18 protein-coding genes are annotated in these 19,925 nt (G+C 41.4%); 13 read left to right on the forward strand and 5 right to left on the reverse strand.

The genetic code is table 11. From position 1 onward, the window contains the following. Positions 1-7: 7 nt before the first annotated feature. The 3 genes from QWZ08_RS07675 to QWZ08_RS07685 all read right to left on the reverse strand — a co-directional run bounded on the left by QWZ08_RS07675 (position 8) and on the right by QWZ08_RS07685 (position 4,017). Complete coding sequence (locus QWZ08_RS07675; RefSeq protein WP_290336733.1) at positions 8-2,143, reverse strand: outer membrane protein assembly factor BamB family protein; 2,136 nt, start codon at positions 2,141-2,143, stop codon at positions 8-10. Between the two features lie 93 nt (positions 2,144-2,236). Beyond that, positions 2,237-3,124, reverse strand: a complete 888-nt coding sequence (locus QWZ08_RS07680; RefSeq protein ID WP_290336734.1) for a sugar phosphate isomerase/epimerase family protein — start codon at positions 3,122-3,124, stop codon at positions 2,237-2,239. 332 nt (positions 3,125-3,456) lie between these two features. Continuing rightward, the gene (locus QWZ08_RS07685; RefSeq protein WP_290336735.1) at positions 3,457-4,017 is read right to left on the reverse strand and encodes a hypothetical protein; all 561 of its coding nucleotides are present in this window, start codon (positions 4,015-4,017) and stop codon (positions 3,457-3,459) included. 430 nt (positions 4,018-4,447) lie between these two features. Between QWZ08_RS07685 and QWZ08_RS07690 the strand changes: the two genes are divergently transcribed. Genes QWZ08_RS07690 through QWZ08_RS07705 form a run of 4 tightly spaced genes read left to right on the forward strand, consistent with a single transcriptional unit; the run spans position 4,448 to position 9,996 of the window. Further along, positions 4,448-5,038 carry an RNA polymerase sigma factor gene (locus QWZ08_RS07690; RefSeq protein WP_290336736.1) on the forward strand — a complete coding sequence of 197 codons (591 nt, stop codon included), beginning with the start codon at positions 4,448-4,450 and terminating at the stop codon, positions 5,036-5,038. A gap of 11 nt (positions 5,039-5,049) precedes the next feature. Then, the gene (locus QWZ08_RS07695) at positions 5,050-5,790 is read left to right on the forward strand and encodes a hypothetical protein (RefSeq protein ID WP_290336738.1); all 741 of its coding nucleotides are present in this window, start codon (positions 5,050-5,052) and stop codon (positions 5,788-5,790) included. Between the two features lie 32 nt (positions 5,791-5,822). Beyond that, positions 5,823-7,226, forward strand: coding sequence for a S8/S53 family peptidase (locus tag QWZ08_RS07700; RefSeq protein ID WP_290336739.1), 1,404 nt, complete (start codon positions 5,823-5,825; stop codon positions 7,224-7,226). Between the two features lies 1 nt (position 7,227). Next, positions 7,228-9,996 (forward strand): CHAT domain-containing protein, encoded by a 2,769-nt coding sequence (locus tag QWZ08_RS07705; protein ID WP_290336740.1) that lies wholly within the window; start codon positions 7,228-7,230, stop codon positions 9,994-9,996. Positions 9,997-10,022: 26 nt separating this feature from the next. Here QWZ08_RS07705 and QWZ08_RS07710 read toward each other — a convergent pair whose 3' ends face one another. After that, complete coding sequence (locus QWZ08_RS07710) at positions 10,023-11,000, reverse strand: Gfo/Idh/MocA family protein (RefSeq protein WP_290336741.1); 978 nt, start codon at positions 10,998-11,000, stop codon at positions 10,023-10,025. Positions 11,001-11,029: 29 nt separating this feature from the next. Beyond that, positions 11,030-11,518, reverse strand: coding sequence for a GNAT family N-acetyltransferase (locus QWZ08_RS07715; RefSeq protein ID WP_290336743.1), 489 nt, complete (start codon positions 11,516-11,518; stop codon positions 11,030-11,032). 37 nt (positions 11,519-11,555) lie between these two features. Here QWZ08_RS07715 and QWZ08_RS07720 point away from each other — a divergent pair, with 37 nt between their 5' ends. The 9 genes from QWZ08_RS07720 to QWZ08_RS07760 all read left to right on the forward strand — a co-directional run bounded on the left by QWZ08_RS07720 (position 11,556) and on the right by QWZ08_RS07760 (position 19,718). Next, a complete protein-coding gene (locus QWZ08_RS07720) occupies positions 11,556-11,681 on the forward strand; it encodes a hypothetical protein (protein WP_290336744.1) in 126 nt (41 codons plus the stop codon). Positions 11,682-11,770: 89 nt separating this feature from the next. Further along, positions 11,771-12,541, forward strand: coding sequence for an MlaE family ABC transporter permease (locus QWZ08_RS07725; protein ID WP_290336745.1), 771 nt, complete (start codon positions 11,771-11,773; stop codon positions 12,539-12,541). A gap of 1 nt (position 12,542) precedes the next feature. Next, positions 12,543-13,322, forward strand: coding sequence for an ABC transporter ATP-binding protein (locus tag QWZ08_RS07730; RefSeq protein WP_290336746.1), 780 nt, complete (start codon positions 12,543-12,545; stop codon positions 13,320-13,322). A gap of 4 nt (positions 13,323-13,326) precedes the next feature. Beyond that, positions 13,327-14,334 (forward strand): MlaD family protein, encoded by a 1,008-nt coding sequence (locus QWZ08_RS07735; RefSeq protein ID WP_290336747.1) that lies wholly within the window; start codon positions 13,327-13,329, stop codon positions 14,332-14,334. Between the two features lie 132 nt (positions 14,335-14,466). Continuing rightward, positions 14,467-15,207 (forward strand): outer membrane lipoprotein-sorting protein, encoded by a 741-nt coding sequence (locus tag QWZ08_RS07740; RefSeq protein WP_290336750.1) that lies wholly within the window; start codon positions 14,467-14,469, stop codon positions 15,205-15,207. Between the two features lie 2 nt (positions 15,208-15,209). Then, positions 15,210-16,427: an ABC transporter permease gene (locus QWZ08_RS07745; protein ID WP_290336751.1), complete on the forward strand. Its 1,218-nt coding sequence runs from the start codon at positions 15,210-15,212 to the stop codon at positions 16,425-16,427. Positions 16,428-16,615: 188 nt separating this feature from the next. Next, positions 16,616-17,830 (forward strand): ABC transporter permease, encoded by a 1,215-nt coding sequence (locus QWZ08_RS07750; RefSeq protein WP_290336752.1) that lies wholly within the window; start codon positions 16,616-16,618, stop codon positions 17,828-17,830. 11 nt (positions 17,831-17,841) lie between these two features. Continuing rightward, positions 17,842-18,567, forward strand: coding sequence for an ABC transporter ATP-binding protein (locus QWZ08_RS07755; RefSeq protein WP_290336753.1), 726 nt, complete (start codon positions 17,842-17,844; stop codon positions 18,565-18,567). Next, positions 18,564-19,718 carry a hypothetical protein gene (locus tag QWZ08_RS07760; RefSeq protein WP_290336755.1) on the forward strand — a complete coding sequence of 385 codons (1,155 nt, stop codon included), beginning with the start codon at positions 18,564-18,566 and terminating at the stop codon, positions 19,716-19,718. Before QWZ08_RS07755 ends, QWZ08_RS07760 begins: the two co-directional genes overlap by 4 nt. Positions 19,719-19,925: the final 207 nt, after the last annotated feature.

Genomic DNA, 19,925 nt, shown 5'->3' on the forward strand with positions numbered 1-19,925 from the left:
GGGCAGATCACGGCAAAGCAAAAGCGATGACCTTATTTCCTTTGGGCGTGCCTAATTTTTCCCCGCCGCATGCCATTACTATAAACTGCTTACCATTCACACTGTACATGGCGGGCGTGGCAAAAGAGGCCGCAGGCAATTTTGTTTGCCATAATAATTTACCGGTGTATTTATTAAAAGCCCTGAACATGCCGTCTTTGGTAGCCGCTATAAAAAGCAATCCGTTTTCCGTAACAATGGGACCTCCATAATTTTCGCAGCCTGTCGGGTTGGTATCCTGGTTCGGAAGGCCCGGGGTTATTCCTAAAACAGATTGCCAAAGCTGCTGCCCCGTGTTTAGGTTGATGGCGGTAAGTGTGCCCCACGGAGGGGTGATGGCCGGTAATCCTTTGTCATCTAAAAACTTGGGATAGCCTGTGTGCAGATATTTATCCGGCGGTACTTTTGCAAGGTCTTTCGAGACCGCTTCCTTCTTTTCAACCCCAAATAAAAAATCGACCAGTGTTTGTTTTTCTTCCTTCGAGATGCCGGATACGCCGGGCATTTTGCCCTTTCCATTGCTCACAATTTGCAACGCGGTTTGCAGGTTTAATTTTTGTGCAACCGCAGTAAGGTTTGGATAACCGCTGGCAGCCTTGCCTTCCCTGTCTGCCCCATGGCATGTAGCGCAATGGGCGGTGTATATTTGTTCACCCGGTGATTTGAGTCCGCCTGCCGCATTTCTCGCCAAGCCATTCCTTTTTTCCTGTTCCTTTTTTGCAGCTTGTTCCGCCGTTTCCATTTTTAAAAACCAGGCCATTTCATTGGCATTTACATACAAAATGCCTTTGTAAGGATCGGCCGCAGCGCCGCCATATTCTGCCCCGCCATCATAGCCCGGCAGTAACAATACATTGCTTGTATCCGGCGGTGCCAATGGTCTTTTATCTGCAGCCAGGAATAATTTTTTAAGTTCTGCCTTGTTGTTGGCGAACGGACTGATATCGTTTTCTGTAAGACCTGTTATCTGCCTTGCAAAAGGCTTCGGCAGCTCAGGTACCGGTTGTGTGGGCCAGGCTTCTTCGCCCGTTAATTTGGATGGAAGTGCTGCTACTTCATTGACCGGGAATAATGACGCTCCTGTATTTCTGTCCAACACAAAAGTATAGCCCTGCTTGGTTACCTGCGCAACTGCGTCTATTTGTTTACCGCTTTTTGTAACGGTAATTAAATTTGGCGGTGCAGGCGGATCCCTGTCCCACAAATCGTGATGCATCATTTGGAAATGCCATTTATAAGTGCCGTTATCTGCATTCAATGCCAACAGACAATTTGCATACAGGTTGGCTCCTTTCCGGTTGGCTCCATAAAAATCCGGGGCGGCAGACCCCAAAGGTATAAAGATGGTGCCTGTCTTTACATCCACTGCTGTACCAGCCCAGTTATTTACTGCGCCAACGTTTAGATTCCTGTATGTTTCTTTGGGCCATGTATCATAGCCTCTTTCCCCGGGTTGCGGAATAGTATGAAATGTCCAAACCAGTTTGCCGGTGCGAACATCGAATGCCCTTACATAACCCGGAGCAGCACCTGCATCTTCTGCTACCCTTACCGGCATGATGATTAAATTTTTATAGATCGTACCGGGTGTAGTGCTGTTGATGTATTTGTCCTTTGCAGCATCCGGCAAGCCGGTATGCAAATCAACTTTACCAGACTCACCAAAGGTTAAAATGGGTTTTCCGTCTGCCGCATTTAAAGCAATCAGGTTAGATGCAACGGAAACAAAAATCCGCTTATCATTGCCATCTTCCCAATAGGCCACGCCCCTGCATGTTCCGTTCGATGCCAGCGAATCTTTGTACAGCCACAGTTCCCTGCCGGTAGCGGCATCCAGCGCAAATACTTTTAAGGCTGCGCTAACGCCATACACCACACCGTTTACCATCACCGGGTTCATCTGCATTTGCCCGCTGTCGGGTGCATCGTAAGTCCAGGCAATTTTTAATTGTTGTACGTTGCTGGTATCTACCTGGGCCAGTGTTGAATAATGATTTCTGTCCGGCCCGCCCATGTACTCGCTCCAGGAATCGTATTTGCTTTTTACGGATGATTTGCAACCTGCCAATAACAAAATGGCGCCCAGTAATCTAACGTATTTCATACAGCCGTTTGAGTTTTTTAAATAACTACGGCTTATCATTCAGCATGATAAGCCGTATATTTTTTGTGCTTACAAATCGTAATCCGGTTGCTTTTATTTTTTCAATTTGGCTACCTGGTCGTTGTAAAATTTGACCGTTTCAATTACATCAGGCACATTATTTTCCCAGTTAGATTCATGTTCGATAGAAAACATGCCTTTAAAATTTTGCCTGTTTAATTCTGCAAAAGCTGGTGCAAAATCAATTACGCCTTTTCCAACAACGGTATCGGCGGCATCTGTCTTATCAAATTTAACAATGTCTTTCAGGTGAACACCATAAATATGTCCTTCCAGCTTTTTCAAACAATCAACCAGGTTTAAACCATTGCGTGCCCAGTGACCCAGATCAGCACATGAACCAATGTTGTTATGGCCCTTAACCGCCGCCAATACTGAGTCTGGGTGCCAGTAAGCATTTGGTTTAGGATGATCGTGGATAGCGATTTTTATGCCATATACGCCGGCAAGACTATCGGCCAGGTCCCATTGGGTTTTGATTGGCTCTGAAGTAATATAACTCAATCCGAATTCTTTTGCCAGTTCAAAAGTTTTAATCCATTCGTCTTTGCCATTTGGTGTTGTTACGCCCATAGCCACCATTTGAATGTTATGTTGTTTCAGCACATCTTTCAATTTTTGTCTGCCGGCTGCGGACATACTGATACCAAAAGTATCTTTACTTGTTTTGTCAAAAGGCTGACCCAGGAAAGCCTCGATGTACCTTACTCCTGCACTGTCTGCCTTGGCGATGGCTTCGCTTTGTGTAAACAAACGGAACGTCCATAACTGCACACCAATTTTCCAGTCGGCGGTATTGTTTACGGCTGCTGTCGCACTATCTTTTGTTGCGGCATCTTCAGTTGAAGTAGAATTATTGTTGCAGGAGACAAAAATAAACAGCGCTGCAACGGCGCAAAAAAAGGAAATTTTGTTCGTCATTCTAGGCAAGTTTTAGATTTAATTTTTAACAATCAGCCTGTAATGTAACATTAACAGATAATGTTTTAAAATTTTATTCCTTTTTTCTTTCCCCATGTAAATATCCGTCGTGGTTAATTTTATTTTTCATTTTCCGCTGTTCGTAACAATGAGATTACAAAAAGTGTAAACCGGTGTGGCCCTCAAACTCAACTTAATAATGAAACTCAAATTGGAAAAAATTCCCGGATAAAAAGAGAATAAACAAAGGCCCCTCAAAAGTTGGGCTTTCTAAAAAAGAAAGCCAACAAGTTTGAAGGGCCCATTGCGCTGCAATGAATAACTGTCGCCGATCAATATTTAATAAAATTCTGCCACTCTTTAATTTCATTATCATACACCAGCAGTGTTTTGTAGCTCTTGTTATCTTCCATATAAATTACATAGGTTGGCAACATTTCCTGCGATTGCATTGTCAATATTTCCTGCACCTGGTAAATACTAAAATCAAAATACTCTCTTTTAATCATAGCCCGAAGGTCTTTCGACAACTTGCTTTCGTTGTATGTTTTTAAGCTCCCGGTCCAGTAACCTTTCTTGTTATAATAGATTGAATTTTTGACACCGTCATTATTAAACTGAACATTGAAGCCTTCATCAATAAAATACCACCGGGCATCCCCTGCGTTTTTATAGAATTTATTAAAATTCTTTATGGCTTTACTGTTGACGGTTGCAAGCGAAACCGTGTTTGATTTTACAGTTTCTGTTGCCAGGTCTGTCTTGTACATTTTTTCCATTTGTGCGTCATTGTGCAAAACAGCAACAGTGTTTGAGTTTTGTGCCACTGCGGTGTTGGTTGTTGCAAGGGCAGGAATAAAACCAGCCACTAAAGCAAAAAAATACTTTTTCATTTTGTTTAAAATTTAAGTTGTTTGGATGATTTGTTTTTGATTACCTGGTACCGGTACTTGTTCACCTATTGGTCGCAGAACAAAGAAGGATGGAAACAAAAAAATTTATTTTTTTTGTTTTTATTTTAAAAACGATCGGGTAAAGTCCACTTTCCAGTATAAGCCCGGCTTGCAGCCGATCAAAAAATCGGTAAAAAGAGAGTAACCTATTTGGTAATCCGACCGTGCCGAGCTGAGAATTTTTATTCTCAATTATTACTTGATGGCACTTGCCCTTTACCGGTTAACCTCCGATATACTGCTCAATATTTCAGCAGCAGTTAAAAAATTCCATGCTTTTATCAATTAGTTTATGACCTGTTTTTAATAATAATCAAAAGGCTTTTATTCTCATAATTATTTTATTATCTTTCTATAACACTTATCAGATATGCCTTTTGAGCAACATACGATTTCAACCGACGAAGATTTAATAGAAAATCTTCATCAGAATGCTTTGCTGAAGCGTAAAGCAGAAGACACCATTTTTACCCGCTATGCTTATTTCATAAAAGAAGGAATGCATAAATACACATTGCTGGAAGAGGATGCATTTGACGCCTATTCTGACGCTGTATTGCAAGCCATCAACAATATTGTCAGTGGTGTCTTTGAAAGAAAATCATCCCTTAAAACCTATCTCTACAGAATTTTTACAAATAAATGTGTTGACCTTATCCGAAAAAAAACGACTAATAAAAACAGCATACATCAAACATCCTCTTTAACTGACATGCTTTTTATGATTGCTGATTCAGCAAAAACGGTGGTGCAGCAACTGGTAGAAAAAACGGATGTGGATATGCTAAAAAACAAAATGAATGAACTGGGCGATAACTGCCGGCAACTGCTGACGTTGTTTGCAGACTGTTATACTGATAAGGAAATTGCTACAACAATGGACTATAAAAGTGCTGATGTGGTAAAAACAAGCCGCCTGCGGTGCCTTGAAAAATTGCGCCAGTTATACCTCAACAAATAAAAAACATTCAGATGAGCAACCTGGAATATATAGATGATTATTTTAACGGCTCCCCGGACGATCAGCAAAAACAACGGTTTGAGGAACTCATTAACAACGACGTTGCTTTTGCAGAAGAAGTGGCATTTTATGTAGCCGCCAAGACAACTTTGCAACAACATGCCCAGCAGGAAAAGAAAGAACGCTTCAACAATTTATATAGACAGCAACATGCCGTGCCTGTTGTACAATTAAAGCCGGCTAAACGGGTATGGCAATATTTTGCGGCGGCCAGCGTGTTGCTTTTTATATTCCTTTTAACCTGGTTTGTAAATAACAGAAAGACTTCCCCGGATCAACTGGCGGATACGTACATTCAACAAAATTTGCTAACCCTCCCGGTAACTATGGGAACGCAACAGGATAGTTTGCAAACAGGGCTTAATCTATATAAATCGGATAAACTTCCGGAAGCACTACAGTACTTTGAAACGATGTTAAAAAATAATGCGGCCGATGATGCCGCAAAAAAATACGCTGGCATTGTTTCCCTTCGCTTAAAAAATTACGACAAAGCCCTGACCTATTTTAAATCACTGGAATTGAATACTGCTTCGTTCAGTAATCCCGCTAAATTTTATCATGCGCTTACGTTGTTAAAACGCAACAATACCGGTGATAAAAACGCAGCCGTTTTAATATTGCAAGATGTGGTAGCGAAAGATTTGGAGGGGAAAGAAACAGCGGTGGGGTGGCTAAAAAAATTAGAGTAATTAACTATTATTAATTCATAAAAAACATTACGATGAAACTCTTTCATCCATTCTGCAACGCTGGAATTATTTTTTTTCTATTTGCTTCATCCCTGATTATGTCGCAATTATTTACTTCCTGCAAACCAACGAATTCGCCCAATGTTACTGGTTACCTGACACCGGATACAAGCACTTATGTGGAAAAGATTAGCTGGAATGTTTTATTCAAAGAAAATGTTAGTCAGCCAAAAAAAGAAAAGATTATTAACCAGATTAAGGATTCCGTTAGACTTTTTTATACTCGTTATAATCACGCATATGGTACACGTTTTATGCCGGTATTCGACAGCACATATTGGTGTCCATGTGATTCAACACTTTATAATTTGAATTTCCATAGTATAATCCCCTCACCAAATGGCGCCGGACAGTCGGTGTCTTCACCTCCTCCAGGAAAGGGACTGGGAGGTCAAGGAGATCTTGTTGATGTATTGTATGTCAGTGACAATGTCGTTATAAGTGAACCTTTCAATAAAGAAAATGCAACCTCACCTTTGCAACACAATGCTATAAAAATCGATGATAAACCAATTGATGGCAATAAAATTCTCTCAATAATAGATTCAGGATTAGATACTTCTTTATTTACCTCCTCAGTAAAAAAACTTATATGGCGCGACCAGATTAGCACAAAAACGTTATTCAATTTTTTGCCGGGCCAACCTGTTAAAGACTTTAACGATGCCGGGGCAGTGAAACATGGAAGCGCCGTAACTGCTATCGCACTTGATGCAATGCGCCAGGCCATATCCTATCCGCAAGTAATGATTCTAAAAGCGCTTGATAATAAAGATCAGGGTAGCATCTTTTCTGTTAGCTGTGCTTTAAGTTATGCAATTCAGAAAAAAGCAACTGTGGTAAATTTAAGCCTGGGATACTTGGGCAAAGCCGATTCTATAATGAGGCATTATATAGCTCTTAGCAATAAAAATGCTTTAAATCCTTTACAATTATTCGTCGCTGCCGGTAATACACCTTACCCTCATAAAGACTCTTTACTTTGCAGCAGTGCATTTGCTAATAATTTACTGATAAACAATCAGCTATTTTATCCTGCATGCTTTAGTAAATCATTTAACAACCTTACTAGTGTAACACAAATAAGATTGCCTGATAGCTATTGCTATTATCAGTATTATTCAAATGACTACATCACCCTGGGTGTTCTAAATAATGAAACCTGTTGTTCATTCAAGGTCAATTTCAGAGCATCTGTTCCCCAATTTTATGAAGGATCCTCATTTGCTACTCCTTTTGCAAGTGGGCTTAAAATGATGACAATTTTAAACCAAAGTTTGCCGGGACTTGCAAACATTGATTGGAATAATTTGCTACAAACCGAAATAACAAAAAGGGTAACCAGAGACGGTAAGTACATTGTTCATCAACGTTAAAATGAGAATACTGACATCTATACTAATTATCATCGCCGCAACCGGGGTTGTAGCCGGTCAATGCCCTGACAAAAACTTCCTTTGGCGCCGAATTGTAATTTTAAAAGATTCGACAAATATTGACCCTAAAAAGCAGCTGGATGAATTACTGGGCTATTCAACTAAATTAAATCAATGCGGGAGTATTATTGATTCAGGGTATGTTTTACTATTGCACCGCATTGGCTGGCTGCATGCTACTCAAAAAGACTATTTTTCCGCAATTCTCTCTACACAAAATGCAATTAAGCTTATATCCGGCAATATTGCGAACGAAGCCATCAATCCCCGGCAAATAATTAAGAGTTATTGGAACCTGCATATCTTTTATGATTCTTTAAAACTGGAGTCAAAAAAAATGGCCGCTATTGATAGTTGCATTGCAAATGCAATTAAACTTAATGGAGAATTCGATATTGCGCTCAATGCGCTTACTATAAAGGTTCGTCAGCTGTTTAACAATGGAGACTATTACAGTTGTATCTATTTTACAGATCTTGGTGAAAGTATAATAGCCAAAAATAAAAAGACCGTTATCTATGCAGAATATTTTGAGTCAAGAGCTTTTACGTGGAAAATCAACTCCCTTATTTTTTTAAACAAATACGATGATGCCGAAGAATTAGTAAACAGAAAAATTGAGGTATATGAAAGACAAAAGAATACAGCAATGTTAGCGACTTTATATGGATTAGTGGGGCAGATAAAAAGACATAAAGGAGATTTTGAAAAAGCAATCTATTTTTTTAGAAAGTCATTCGAATTTAATAAAAAAAACAACTATAGTCAAGGTTGCGCAGAAGCTCTAAATAATATAGGATTCGCTTATTATACTGATTTACATCTTAACACAAAAGCTATCACTTACCATTTCAAAGCTCTCAGCTATGCAGATGCAAATGAATCTCTGAATATTTTTGACAACATCGCTAATATCTATACCCACACTGGACGATATGATTCCGGTTTTTTTTACTTTCAAAAAGCTTTTGATCAATTGCGGCCAGGCTTCAATGAAGCCGACCTGTTAAAAAAAGAAAATGCTGAACTGGCTGGAACCATCACCGAGTATATCACCGGCATGGTGTTGGACAAAGCCTCCGCCTGCCTGCTCAAATATAAAACAACCGGTGATAAAAAATTCCTTGCAGAAGCTATCCGCATTTATGATATTACCGATCAATATTTTGAACAACTAAAAGCAACACAATCCGAAGTTCAGTCCAGGCTATTTTGGAGAACAAATAACCGAAGATTGTACGAACAAGCGATAGAAGCATGCTATGCCAGCAGTAATTCTGAAAAAGCATTTCATTTTTTTGAAAAAAGCAGGAGTGTTTTATTAAACGACCAGCTAAGGCAACAATACCAGATGAGCGACCGTGACATATCCAGGCAGGCACAATTAAAAAAGAACATATTGGATATTGAAAATGACTTGCAAAAACTTCAGGCAATACACCGGCAATCAGCTGAATTACAGCAACAATTATATGCCAATAAACAAGAGCTGAATTTATTGAATAAGCAAAGTGAAGCCATACTCCCTTCTTTTGATAAAAAAAATTTTGACACTGCGGCTCCCACTCTTGGCCAGGTAAGAAACAAAATCCTTACCAGCAATAAAATATTACTCGAAATTTTTGCAGGCGATAGCAACGTTTATATAATGGCAGCAGATTTTCAAAAAATATATTTAGTGCAACTAGATAAACAATTGTACGATAGCCTTACCAGTTTATACATTAAATTAATCTCTGGATCGCATTCATTGAATAACAATTTCACTCTTTTCACTACTATATCTAATGAACTCTATAAACTCATTTTTAAAAACTTGTTGTTGTCCACAGCAGAAAGTCTTATTATTTCACCAGACGGAAAAAGTTTTCCATTTGAGGCATTGGTTACCGGTTTTAAAAACGGACAACCAGATTATTTGCTGCATCGCTACGCAACAAGTTATACTTATTCAGCAAAGTATTTGATGAACGACTATTTACCGAATACTGAAAACAGTTATACGGTTTTAGGCATGGCACCTATAACATACAAAGCAGACACTGGTTTAAATGAATTGAACGGCAGCGATATTTCGCTTCAAAAAATAAAAGAACTGTTTCCAAATACAACAAACCTCCTCTTTGAAAAAGCAAGCAAGAAAAATTTCTTTGAACAGTTTCCAAGCTATACAATTATCCAATTATACACCCACGCATCAGATAGTAGTTCAGGCAATGATCCGATTATTTACTTTGCCGATTCTTCTATGTTGTTGTCGGAACTGATTACAGACCGAAAACCTATTACGCAGCTAGTTGTGCTATCCGCCTGCGAAACGGCCAATGGAAAACTGTATGAAGGCGAAGGCATATTTAGTTTTAACCGCGGTTTTGCGGCGCTTGGTATACCGGCCGCAGTCAGCACTTTATGGTCAGTTGAAAACGAATCGACTTATAAAATCACCGAATTATTTTATAAATATTTAGCACAGGAACTGCCAACAGATATCGCGTTACAAAAAGCAAAACTGGAATTTATCAGCACCAGTACATCAAAAGAAAAAACACTGCCATATTACTGGGCCGGACCAATATTAACAGGCAAAGTGGATACGATTATCATTAAAAAAACCACACCGTGGAAAACAATTTTAATCGCAGGTATTGCGCTGCTGGCGGGCGCATTTACAACAAAAAAATACTTGTTAAATAAGAGGAACCGGGGATAGCCCAATAAAAGCAGCCAGCATGATCACTAATAGTTAACACCTGCCTGCTGCAATACTTCATCCATTATTTTACTGATGAGCAATGTTAACTGGTGTGGCACTTTAGGACTTTGAAGCAGCCCGTTATCCAGGCAATACATCACTTCTTTTATTTCATGTTCAAAGCCATTGCTTTGATGCGGCATATCAAAATCCTGCTGCGTTCCATCATTTAAATGCACCGTAATAGCAGTGGCCTTAAACCAGGGATTGTGAATTTGAATGCGGCCCTTTGTTCCGATGATCGTTGCTTCTATGGGCGTATTAAAGTCAATTGTGGAAAGCAAATGCGCTGACTCACCAGCGGGATATTGCAACAGAATACTGGCATAGGTATCCACACCGGTTTCCGCCAGTTTGAAAACCGATTTAATAACAGAAGGCTCACCGAAAATAAGTGCTGCAAGAAAGATGGGATAAATACCAATGTCCATTACTGAACCACCACCCAGGGCCTTGTCGAATAACCTGCTTGCGGGATCAAACGCCGCGAAAAAACCAAAGTCTGCCTGGAGGTATTGCGGTTCACCGATGACGCCTTCTTTGATCAAGGACAAAGTTTTTTCTATAAAAGGCATACAACGGGTCCACACACCTTCCATTAAAAACAAATTGCTTTTGGTTGCAGCAGCAATCATTTCGGCAGTTTGTTTTGGTGAAAGCGACATCGGTTTTTCGCAAAGCACCGGTTTATTATGTTGCAAACACAGCATAGTTTGATTGTAATGAAACGCGTGCGGTGTTGCGATATAAATGATGTCCACATTTGCATCCTTTACCAATGCATTGTAATCAGTAAACACAACTGAAGCATTGAATTTCGCCGCATATGCATCGGCCTTTCCGGCATCCCGGGACGCCACAGCGTACACTTCCGAACCTCCTGTTTCACTCAAAGCGGTGCAAAATTTTTCAGCAATTCTGCCTGCACCTAAAATACCCCATCGGTAATTTCTTTTTATCATAAATTTTGTATCAAAGTTGCTATTAAAATTTATAAACCTCTCAGCATCCATTTGCTGCACCCAAAGTGAACGCTGTTTCCCAACGGTCCGTCCAAATAATGGAAGCCGAATTTTTCGTACACTTTAATGGCCTGTTGCAACTCGGGCATTGTTTCAAGGTACATCTTTCTATACCCAAAGTCCCGGGCTGCATCAATACTCTTATCAATGATCATTTTACCAACACCTTTTCCGCGGGCAAATGGCAGCAGGTACATTTTTACCAGTTCGCAGGTGTCCTCCGGCAAACCCTTTGTTGGATACACTCCCCCACCGCCGGCGATTACTCCGTCGATGGATGCAATATAATACACGGATAAAGGCTGCTGAAACAACTCAAATAAATGATCGGTTTCCTCATCGTAATAAACAGTTCCCGGATGATTGGCACCAAATTCCTTCAGCGTGCTCCTGATGATTGCAGCGATGGCTGCATTGTCATTTTTTTCAATTTTTCTGATCTGTATATCCTGTTGCATAAACACTCCTCGTGTAAAAATTAAAAATGTTGATCTTATGTTTCAAATAAAGTTTCCTTTTAAAATATTGGTAAATATAGAACAACTGAAAAAAATCATTGCTGCTAATTTATACAATGATACAATTGGTTTTACGGTTAAAACCCTGCAGGCAGGGAATTGAAGAAAAGCTGATTAAGATCAATCTTTTACCTGATTAAACTATGCAGAAAATATTTTAAAAGTGAATATTTTGACAGTTCAAATTAAGTCATGGTATTGCCAGCAGAGATCCGCTCTTTTTTATCCGAGGCAGGTGAGCTTTCCAGGTTCACCGGCCGCTTCTTCAGCCAGGCATTCAGACCCCGCTACGAGTTGTACGAGTTTACCAGGCAGTGTTATTTAATCGGCTATAGTTCGCTTCCCCTGATTGGCTTAACCTCTTTTATTATGGGGCTGGTGCTTACCATGCAACTCCGTCCGTCAATGGTAGACTATGGTGTGGAATCAGAACTACCTTCCATCGTAGGCATTGCCATCGTCCGGGAGATAGGCCCGGTTATCAGCGCCTTAATATTTGCAGGAAAAATCGGCAGCAGTATCGGGGCAGAGCTGGGTTCTATGAAAGTAACAGAACAAATTGATGCCATGGAAGTGAGTGGTACCAACCCTTTTAAATACCTGGTGGTAACAAGGGTTTTTGCGGCAACCCTAATGCTGCCCGTATTGATTATCCTGGGCGATACCATTTCATTATACGGCTCCTTTCTCGGCGTAAACATCCGTGGTACTACCAGTTCGCACTTGTTCTGGACACAGGTGATAGACAGCCTTGCCTTTAGTGATGTACTACCCGCATTTATAAAAACTTACTTTTTTGGTTTTGCTGTTGGCATCATCGGCTGTTATAAAGGCTACAACAGCAGCAAGGGAACAGAAGGGGTAGGAAGATCAGCCAACTCTGCAGTGGTGGTAGCATCGGTAATGGTTTTTGTGATTGATTTATTGGCCGTACAAATAACAGACCTGCTGGGTCTTAATTAAAATGCCTGAAGAAGCAACGATAGTGCAATCAGATCAATTGATTTCAGCAGATGCTGCAAATGCTGTAAGCATTCTGCACCTGTATAAATCTTTTGGAAACAACCATGTGCTGATTGATTTTAACCTGGCAATTAAAAAGGGCGAAAGTGTGGTGGTGCTGGGCAAATCCGGTTCAGGCAAATCAGTACTGATAAAATGTATCATCGGCCTGCTGAAGCCGGATAAAGGCACCATTGCAGTATTTGGAAAAAATGTGTCGGAAATAAAAGAAGAAGAACTGGACAAACTACGTGCAAAAGTTGGTTTTCTTTTTCAAAGCAACGCCCTCTACGATTCAATGACTGTGAGGGAAAATTTGGAATTTCCATTGCGCCGCCACTGGATAAAGGTATCGCAGGCGGAAGTAAATAAAATGGTTTTGGAGGCACTGGATGATGTTGGTCTCGCACATACTGTAGATATGATGCCGGTTGAATTATCCGGCGGTATGCGGAAAAGAATTGCACTGGCAAGAACCCTTATATTAAAGCCGGAAATTATTTTGTACGACGAACCAACCACAGGCCTGGACCCGATAACAGGCAAAGAAATTATTGATTTGATGAATGATATCCAGGAGAAATACAACACTACTTCCCTCATCATTTCGCACGATATGAATTGTGTTCGGATGACCAGTGACCGGGTGGTAATTTTAGTAGAAGGTAAATGTTATGCGAATGATACCTGGGATCGGCTGCAACAAAACAAGGATCCTAAAGTGAAACAATTTTTTGAATAACGATATGCCACGAAAAAAAATAAATACAATCAAACTGGGCGCATTTGTGCTGACAGGTTTGCTGGCCCTGGTACTGCTGTTGTACATGATTGGCAAGAATCAGAATTTGTTTGGGTCTACCTATGTTTTAAAAGCCAGGTTCGAAAATATCCAGGGACTGGTTGCCGGCAATAATGTGCGTTATGCGGGCATACAAACAGGCACGGTAAAAGTTATCAATATTGTTGATGACACCACCATTGAAATAGTTATGCTCATTGAAAAGCGGATGCTGAAAATCATCCGGAAAAATGCGGTAGTATCCATCGGCACGGATGGGTTTGTGGGCAACAAAGTTGTCAACATCAGTCCTGCCCGGCAACGGTCGGATATTGCGCAGGAAGGAGATATTCTATTATCTAAAAAATCAGTCGCGACCGATGATATGCTGCAGCTGCTTTCAAAAACAAACACGGATATTTCTGTAATTGCTGCCGAATTAAAAACAACCGTGCAACGCATCAACCAAAGCGATGCTTTATGGAGTTTGCTGAATGATAAATCCATTCCGCAGAATATCAGGCTTGCTGTTGCCAATATTCGTTCGGCCACCGACAAAGCCAACAACACAGTCGCCAGCTTTCAAGCTGTAGCATCGGATATACAGCAAGGAAAAGGATCGGTAGGAACGCTTTTAAAAGATACCGTTTTTGCCGCCAACCTGAACGAGGCGATCTTAAAAATAAAATCTGTTGGCGGCCAGGCCGACTCATTGCTGTACGAAATAAGTACCATGGTAGCTGGAATAAAAGAGGATAAGGACAATGGCAATGGCACACTGCATGCACTTTTTAAAGATTCCGGCATTGTGATAAAATTAAATGCCAGCCTGGACAATATACAAAGAGGCACGGATGGTTTTAACCAGAATATGGAAGCGCTGAAACACAATTTTCTTTTCCGCGGCTTTTTTAAAAAGCAAGCCAAACAGCAGGAAAAAGAAAACAAGTTAAAGAACACCGCAAGTCAATGATTGCAGCGACCTGATTTTTTATCACTTCATTTTTATCAGCCGATTTTTATAACTAAAGTCAATGCCGCCGATGATTTCAGTCAGCATAACTGTATGCATGATGCCTTACATTAGTCTCCATAAAAGCATGCAATGAAGTTTGTACTAATCGCAATGGCCTTTTTATTTCCGCAGTTGTTACTATCGCAGGATGCCAGAGAAATTGTAAGAAAGGCAGATGAAAAAATGCGGGGTAATACCATGCAGGCCGAAATGATCATCAGAACCATCCGCCCCACCTGGAGCCGGGAGATGCAATGCAAAACCTGGATGAAGGGAAATAACCTGGCAATGATCTTGCTGCTATCGCCGGCAAAAGATAAAGGCATCGCCTTCTTAAAAAGAAAAAAAGAAGTATGGAACTGGATGCCTTCACTGGAAAGAACCATTAAGCTGCCACCCTCAATGATGAGCCAAAGCTGGATGGGTACTGACTTTACCAATGATGACCTGGTAAAGGAATCTTCTGTAGTGGAAGACTATACACATACCATTATTGGTGATAGCAGTATTGACAGCCGTTCCTGCTATATCATCCAGATGATACCCAAACCACAGGCCGCAGTGGTGTGGAGTAAAGTAATTATCTGCATTGATAAAAAAGATTTCCTGGAGTTGCACAGCCGCTTTTACGACGACGAGGGCAAACTGATTAACACCATGAACAGCTACGATATAAAAATGATGCACGACCGGCTGATCCCCACCAGGTTTGAAATGATACCGGCTGACAAGAAGGGTCAAAAAACAGAAATGATCTATAAAAATATTCAGTACAATAATCCCATTGACGATAATTTTTTCAGTACAGATAAAATGAAAACCATCAATTAATTATGTGGCTGCTGCAATTGGCATGGAAAAACATGTGGCGAAACCGCTACCGCACCCTCATCACGATGGCCGCTATTTTTTTTGCTGTTATTTTATCTGTCATTGCCAGCAGTTTAAAAGAAGGCATTTTTAATAACCTGGTAAAAAATGTGGTGAGTTTTTATACCGGCTATGCGCAGGTACACAAACGGGGCTATTGGAACGAACAAATACTCGACAACAGTTTTGAAACTGCTCCTGCAACAGAACAAAAAATTTTGCGGCAGAAAAATGTTGCCGGCATCACTCCCCGCCTGGAATCATTCGCACTGGTTTCGTCCGGCGATGTTACCAAAGGAAGCCTTGTAGCAGGCATTGACGTTGAAAAGGAAACTGCCATCACCGGGTTAAAAGACAAGCTGGTACAAGGTATTTATTTAAAAAGCACTGATACCGCTATACTGCTGGCCCAGGGACTTGCAGAACGGCTGAAATTAAAAGTTGCAGATACGGCCGTACTGATTGGCCAGGGGTATCACGGAGCCACTGCCGCTGGTAAATATGTTGTAAAGGGCATTGTAAAATTTGGTTCGCCGGAGCTGAATGATAAAGCGCTGTTTATGCCGCTGGCTGCCGCACAGGACTTTTACAGTGCCTATGGTATGGTAACTTCCTATGTGCTTTCGTTTAACAATACAGCTGCGGCAGAGGCTTCAGTTATAGCCATGCGATCATCGATGGACAGCAGCTATGAAGTGATGAGCTGGGGCGATATGATCCCGGATATTAAACAGCATATTACTGCAGACAGCAATAACATGAAGTATGTACAGGGCATTTTATACATGCTGATTTGCTTTGGCATTTTCGGCACGCTGCTGATGATGATGGTAGAAAGAAAATTTGAAATAGGCATGCTGGTAGCCATTGGTATGAAGAAAATAAAACTCATGGTGCTGCTGACTGTTGAATCTATACTAACCGTATTTGCCGGCTGTATCATCGGCCTGCTGGTCAGCATTCCGGTTATATACTATTTAAACAGGCATCCGTTGCGGATTGGTGGCGAAACGGCCAAAGCATATGAACGCTTTGGGTTTGAGGCCATTTTCCCCACTTCAACCGATGCTGCCATTTTCATCAACCAGGGATTGGTAGTGATTGCAATGGGGTTGCTTATTTCGCTTTACCCGGTGTATAAAGTAATCCGGCTGAACCCAGTTGCCGCAATGAAAAAATAAAAAAATGATGTAACCGGTTGTTGTATTGCTATTAAACACTTGTCGCACTCTTGTACAGCAGGTTCTTATTGAGCTTTCCCCCCGGGGCACAAAGCGCAAAAAGTACAAGTGAGCCGATAGCTATCAGCTGACACAACGATGATCATCAGCATTATAAATACCGGTTAAAAAAAATAAAAAATAACAAAATGATTTTTATAATGGCCTGGCGCAATATCTGGCGCAATAAAATGCGGAGCATTGTAATCATCCTTTCAATAGCTATTGGATTATTTGCAGGCATCGCAGTGCTGGCCTTGTACAAAGGCATGATGAAAAGCCGTGTACGTGCGGTGATTGACGCGGAGGTGGGGCACCTGCAATTGCACAACAGGCATTTTAAAAAAGACTTTGAGCCGGCTTTTGTTATACCCGGTGGTGTTGCTGTTTTAAAATCCATTACGGCAATGGCCGGCGTTAAATCAGCTGCGCCAAGAAGCATTACCAATGGCATGCTCGCTACCACCACCGGCAGCGCCGGCGTACAAATCAATGGTATTGTGCCACACCTTGAATACGCCACTTCGCAACTGAAAAATAAAATCATTGAGGGCAAGCCATTTGATACTGCGAAGCAAAATGAAGTGATGATTGGTAAAAAACTGGCCACCAAAATGAAAGTCAAAACCAGGTCGAAACTGGTGCTGACCTTTACTGATACTTCGGGCAATATTGTATCCGCCGCTTTTAAAGTTGCAGCAATTTATCAAAGCGATAACGCCCCGCTGGATGAAAGAAATGTATACGTCACCATGACCGACCTGAATGCATTACTCTCCATTGGCAATGCTTTTCATGAAATAGCGGTGCTGCTGAACAACGACAACGAAGTAAAAAACATGCTGCAACAATTACAAAATAAATTTCCTGTTTGCCAGGTAGAATCGTGGCAGGAAATTTCTCCCGAAACGGATCTGCTGGTGAAAACCACCGACCAGTATTCTTATATCATCATGGTCATTATCATGTTTGCGCTGGCGTTTGGCATCATCAACACCATGCTGATGGCCATACTGGAACGCACAAGGGAAATCGGCATGATGATGGCGCTGGGCACCAGCAAAATAAAAATATTCAACCTTGTATTGCTGGAGACTTTCTTTTTAACACTCGCCGGCACACCTGCAGGGTTGCTGGTGGGCTGGCTGCTTACGGGTTACTACACTAAACATGGGCTCGACCTATCGGGCATGGGCCGCGACATGATGAGCAGCTTCGGTTTTAACACCATGATTTACCCTGAATTTCCCTGGGATAAATTAACCGGTATCCTGCTGATTGTTTTCTGCACCGCCATCCTGTCCTGTTTGTTTCCGGCCATCAAGGCATTGCAATTAAAACCTGTTGACGCATTAAGAAATTAAAAGCAACCTATATGAACACGGTAATAGACGCACATAATATCAGTAAAGTATATAACCCCACCACCATACCGGTGTACGCGGTAAATAACGTTCACCTGCATTTGCAAAAAGGAGAATTCACCGCACTTGTAGGCCCTTCGGGTTCAGGTAAAACAACCTTACTGAATATGATTGGCGGGCTGGACCGGCCTGATGAAGGAAACATTTTTATCAATGGTATTGATATTACAAAACTATCGGCAAACGAGCTGATCAGTTTCCGCTTGCAAAATATAGGCTTTGTCTTTCAGTCTTTCAACCTGATACCGGTATTAACCGCAAAGGAGAATGTGGAGTTTATTATGCAATTGCAAAAAGCCAGTAAACAGCAGCGGGAAGAAAGAGTAAAAACACTGTTTGCCCAGATAGGTTTGCAGGATAAACTCAACGAACGGCCTTCCAGGCTGTCTGGCGGACAACAACAGCGGGTGGCTGTGGCAAGGGCGCTGGCCTCCCGGCCGCAGTTTGTTTTAGCAGATGAACCTACCGCAAACCTGGATACAAAATCTGCTTTTAACCTGCTGGATATTATGGCCAGGTTAAACAGGGAAGAAAATATTACTTTTCTTTTTTCTACGCACGACCAGCGGGTGATCGACAGGGCCAGGCGGGTGATTACCCTGGTTGATGGAAGGATCGTACAGGACACCGCCGAGGTATCTACCCAACATGAAGAAGCAGCTGCTGTAAAAACATGATCAAACACTTAACCATATTTTTCTGCTGCTTTGCTGTATTGCAGGCGTCCGGCCAGGACACGGCTACCCTTCCCAAAAAATTAACCATCAATGGTTATATCAAAAATTTGCAAACCCTTAGTTTTGACCAAAATTTCGATCACCTTATTTCAGGTAACCTGCTACACAACCGCCTGAATGTAAAGTGGAAACCATCCGGCAAATTAACGGCTGTAACAGAAATACGTAGCCGCCTTTTTTGGGGAGAACAAGTAAAGGTTACGCCGGGATTTGCAGCACAACTGCGGAACGACAATGAAAAACTAAACCTCCAGCAAGTGTGGATTGATAAACCTTCCCTGGTTTTGCATACAAACGTAGAACGGCTGTATGCAGACTGGAGCAATGAAAAATGGAATATACGGTTAGGAAGGCAGCGGATCAACTGGGGCATTACCACCAACTGGAATCCAAATGATATTTTTAATACTTATAACTTCCTGGATTTTGATTACGAAGAACGCCCCGGCATTGATGGCGCAAAAATAGAACATACTTTCAGCAGCGGACTTAAAACAGCATTGGCATACACCAATACCGGTAAAAAAGAGGGCACTGTAGCCGCCATAAAATATGCGGTTAATAAATGGAACTATGATATGCAGCTGATTACCGGCTGGTATAAAAATCATCCTACTATTGGGGCAGGCTGGGCTGGCCCTGTTAAAGATGCCGGTTTTAAAGGTGAGGCTCAATATTTTTTTGCCGGCGGGGATTCTGCCGGTCACTTCAACATTTCGCTGGAGGCCGATTACATGTTTAAGAAAGGCTGGTATGCAAATATTGGTGTGCTTTACAACAGCCAGGGTTTGTATCAGCCCGTCTCCAACTGGCAAATTATTAATCTTAAGCTATCCCCGGAAAACCTGATGCCAACCAAATGGAATATCCTGGCTACCACCAACAAAACATTTACACCTTTGCTTTCTGCCAATATCAGTTTGCTGTTTGCGCCCGGCACCAACCTGCTCATTTTATTTCCGGCGGTGCAATATAACCTGGCTGCCAACCTCGATGTAAACCTGGTGTGGCAATCTTTTTTTGTGCAGCAAGCACAACATTTTGAAGCAGAAAATCACCAGTGCTTTTTACGGTTTAAATGGAGTTTTTGACCGGAAGATAAAAAATAAACGCATGCCCGTTATACCCCCAAAGAGCAGCGGATATTGTTAAGTTTCGTGCAGGTATTTGCGTTACTGCTGCGCTATGTTACTCGCCACATCCAATTTCCCCGTTGCAGCCGGATAGTATTTATTCCGCGGAGGCTCCAGATAATTAGTTGCAGATATTTCATTGAGGAGCATTACACCCACGGGTAC

Source organism: Ferruginibacter paludis (assembly GCF_030409685.1).
Taxonomy (GTDB): domain Bacteria; phylum Bacteroidota; class Bacteroidia; order Chitinophagales; family Chitinophagaceae; genus Ferruginibacter; species Ferruginibacter paludis.

What these genes read in the sequence shown, in the direction of transcription:
- QWZ08_RS07715 (WP_290336743.1), bottom strand. Translation starts at nt 11,518, where the DNA reads ATGCAACAGGATATACAGATCAGAAAAATTGAAAAAAATGACAATGCA.
- QWZ08_RS07745 (WP_290336751.1), top strand. Translation starts at nt 15,210, where the DNA reads ATGTGGCTGCTGCAATTGGCATGGAAAAACATGTGGCGAAACCGCTAC.
- QWZ08_RS07685 (WP_290336735.1), bottom strand. Translation starts at nt 4,017, where the DNA reads ATGAAAAAGTATTTTTTTGCTTTAGTGGCTGGTTTTATTCCTGCCCTT.
- QWZ08_RS07700 (WP_290336739.1), top strand. Translation starts at nt 5,823, where the DNA reads ATGAAACTCTTTCATCCATTCTGCAACGCTGGAATTATTTTTTTTCTA.
- QWZ08_RS07735 (WP_290336747.1), top strand. Translation starts at nt 13,327, where the DNA reads ATGCCACGAAAAAAAATAAATACAATCAAACTGGGCGCATTTGTGCTG.
- QWZ08_RS07740 (WP_290336750.1), top strand. Translation starts at nt 14,467, where the DNA reads ATGAAGTTTGTACTAATCGCAATGGCCTTTTTATTTCCGCAGTTGTTA.
- QWZ08_RS07720 (WP_290336744.1), top strand. Translation starts at nt 11,556, where the DNA reads ATGTTTCAAATAAAGTTTCCTTTTAAAATATTGGTAAATATAGAACAA.
- QWZ08_RS07680 (WP_290336734.1), bottom strand. Translation starts at nt 3,124, where the DNA reads ATGACGAACAAAATTTCCTTTTTTTGCGCCGTTGCAGCGCTGTTTATT.
- QWZ08_RS07690 (WP_290336736.1), top strand. Translation starts at nt 4,448, where the DNA reads ATGCCTTTTGAGCAACATACGATTTCAACCGACGAAGATTTAATAGAA.
- QWZ08_RS07705 (WP_290336740.1), top strand. Translation starts at nt 7,228, where the DNA reads ATGAGAATACTGACATCTATACTAATTATCATCGCCGCAACCGGGGTT.
- QWZ08_RS07730 (WP_290336746.1), top strand. Translation starts at nt 12,543, where the DNA reads ATGCCTGAAGAAGCAACGATAGTGCAATCAGATCAATTGATTTCAGCA.
- QWZ08_RS07675 (WP_290336733.1), bottom strand. Translation starts at nt 2,143, where the DNA reads ATGAAATACGTTAGATTACTGGGCGCCATTTTGTTATTGGCAGGTTGC.
- QWZ08_RS07750 (WP_290336752.1), top strand. Translation starts at nt 16,616, where the DNA reads ATGATTTTTATAATGGCCTGGCGCAATATCTGGCGCAATAAAATGCGG.
- QWZ08_RS07710 (WP_290336741.1), bottom strand. Translation starts at nt 11,000, where the DNA reads ATGATAAAAAGAAATTACCGATGGGGTATTTTAGGTGCAGGCAGAATT.
- QWZ08_RS07695 (WP_290336738.1), top strand. Translation starts at nt 5,050, where the DNA reads ATGAGCAACCTGGAATATATAGATGATTATTTTAACGGCTCCCCGGAC.
- QWZ08_RS07760 (WP_290336755.1), top strand. Translation starts at nt 18,564, where the DNA reads ATGATCAAACACTTAACCATATTTTTCTGCTGCTTTGCTGTATTGCAG.
- QWZ08_RS07755 (WP_290336753.1), top strand. Translation starts at nt 17,842, where the DNA reads ATGAACACGGTAATAGACGCACATAATATCAGTAAAGTATATAACCCC.
- QWZ08_RS07725 (WP_290336745.1), top strand. Translation starts at nt 11,771, where the DNA reads ATGGTATTGCCAGCAGAGATCCGCTCTTTTTTATCCGAGGCAGGTGAG.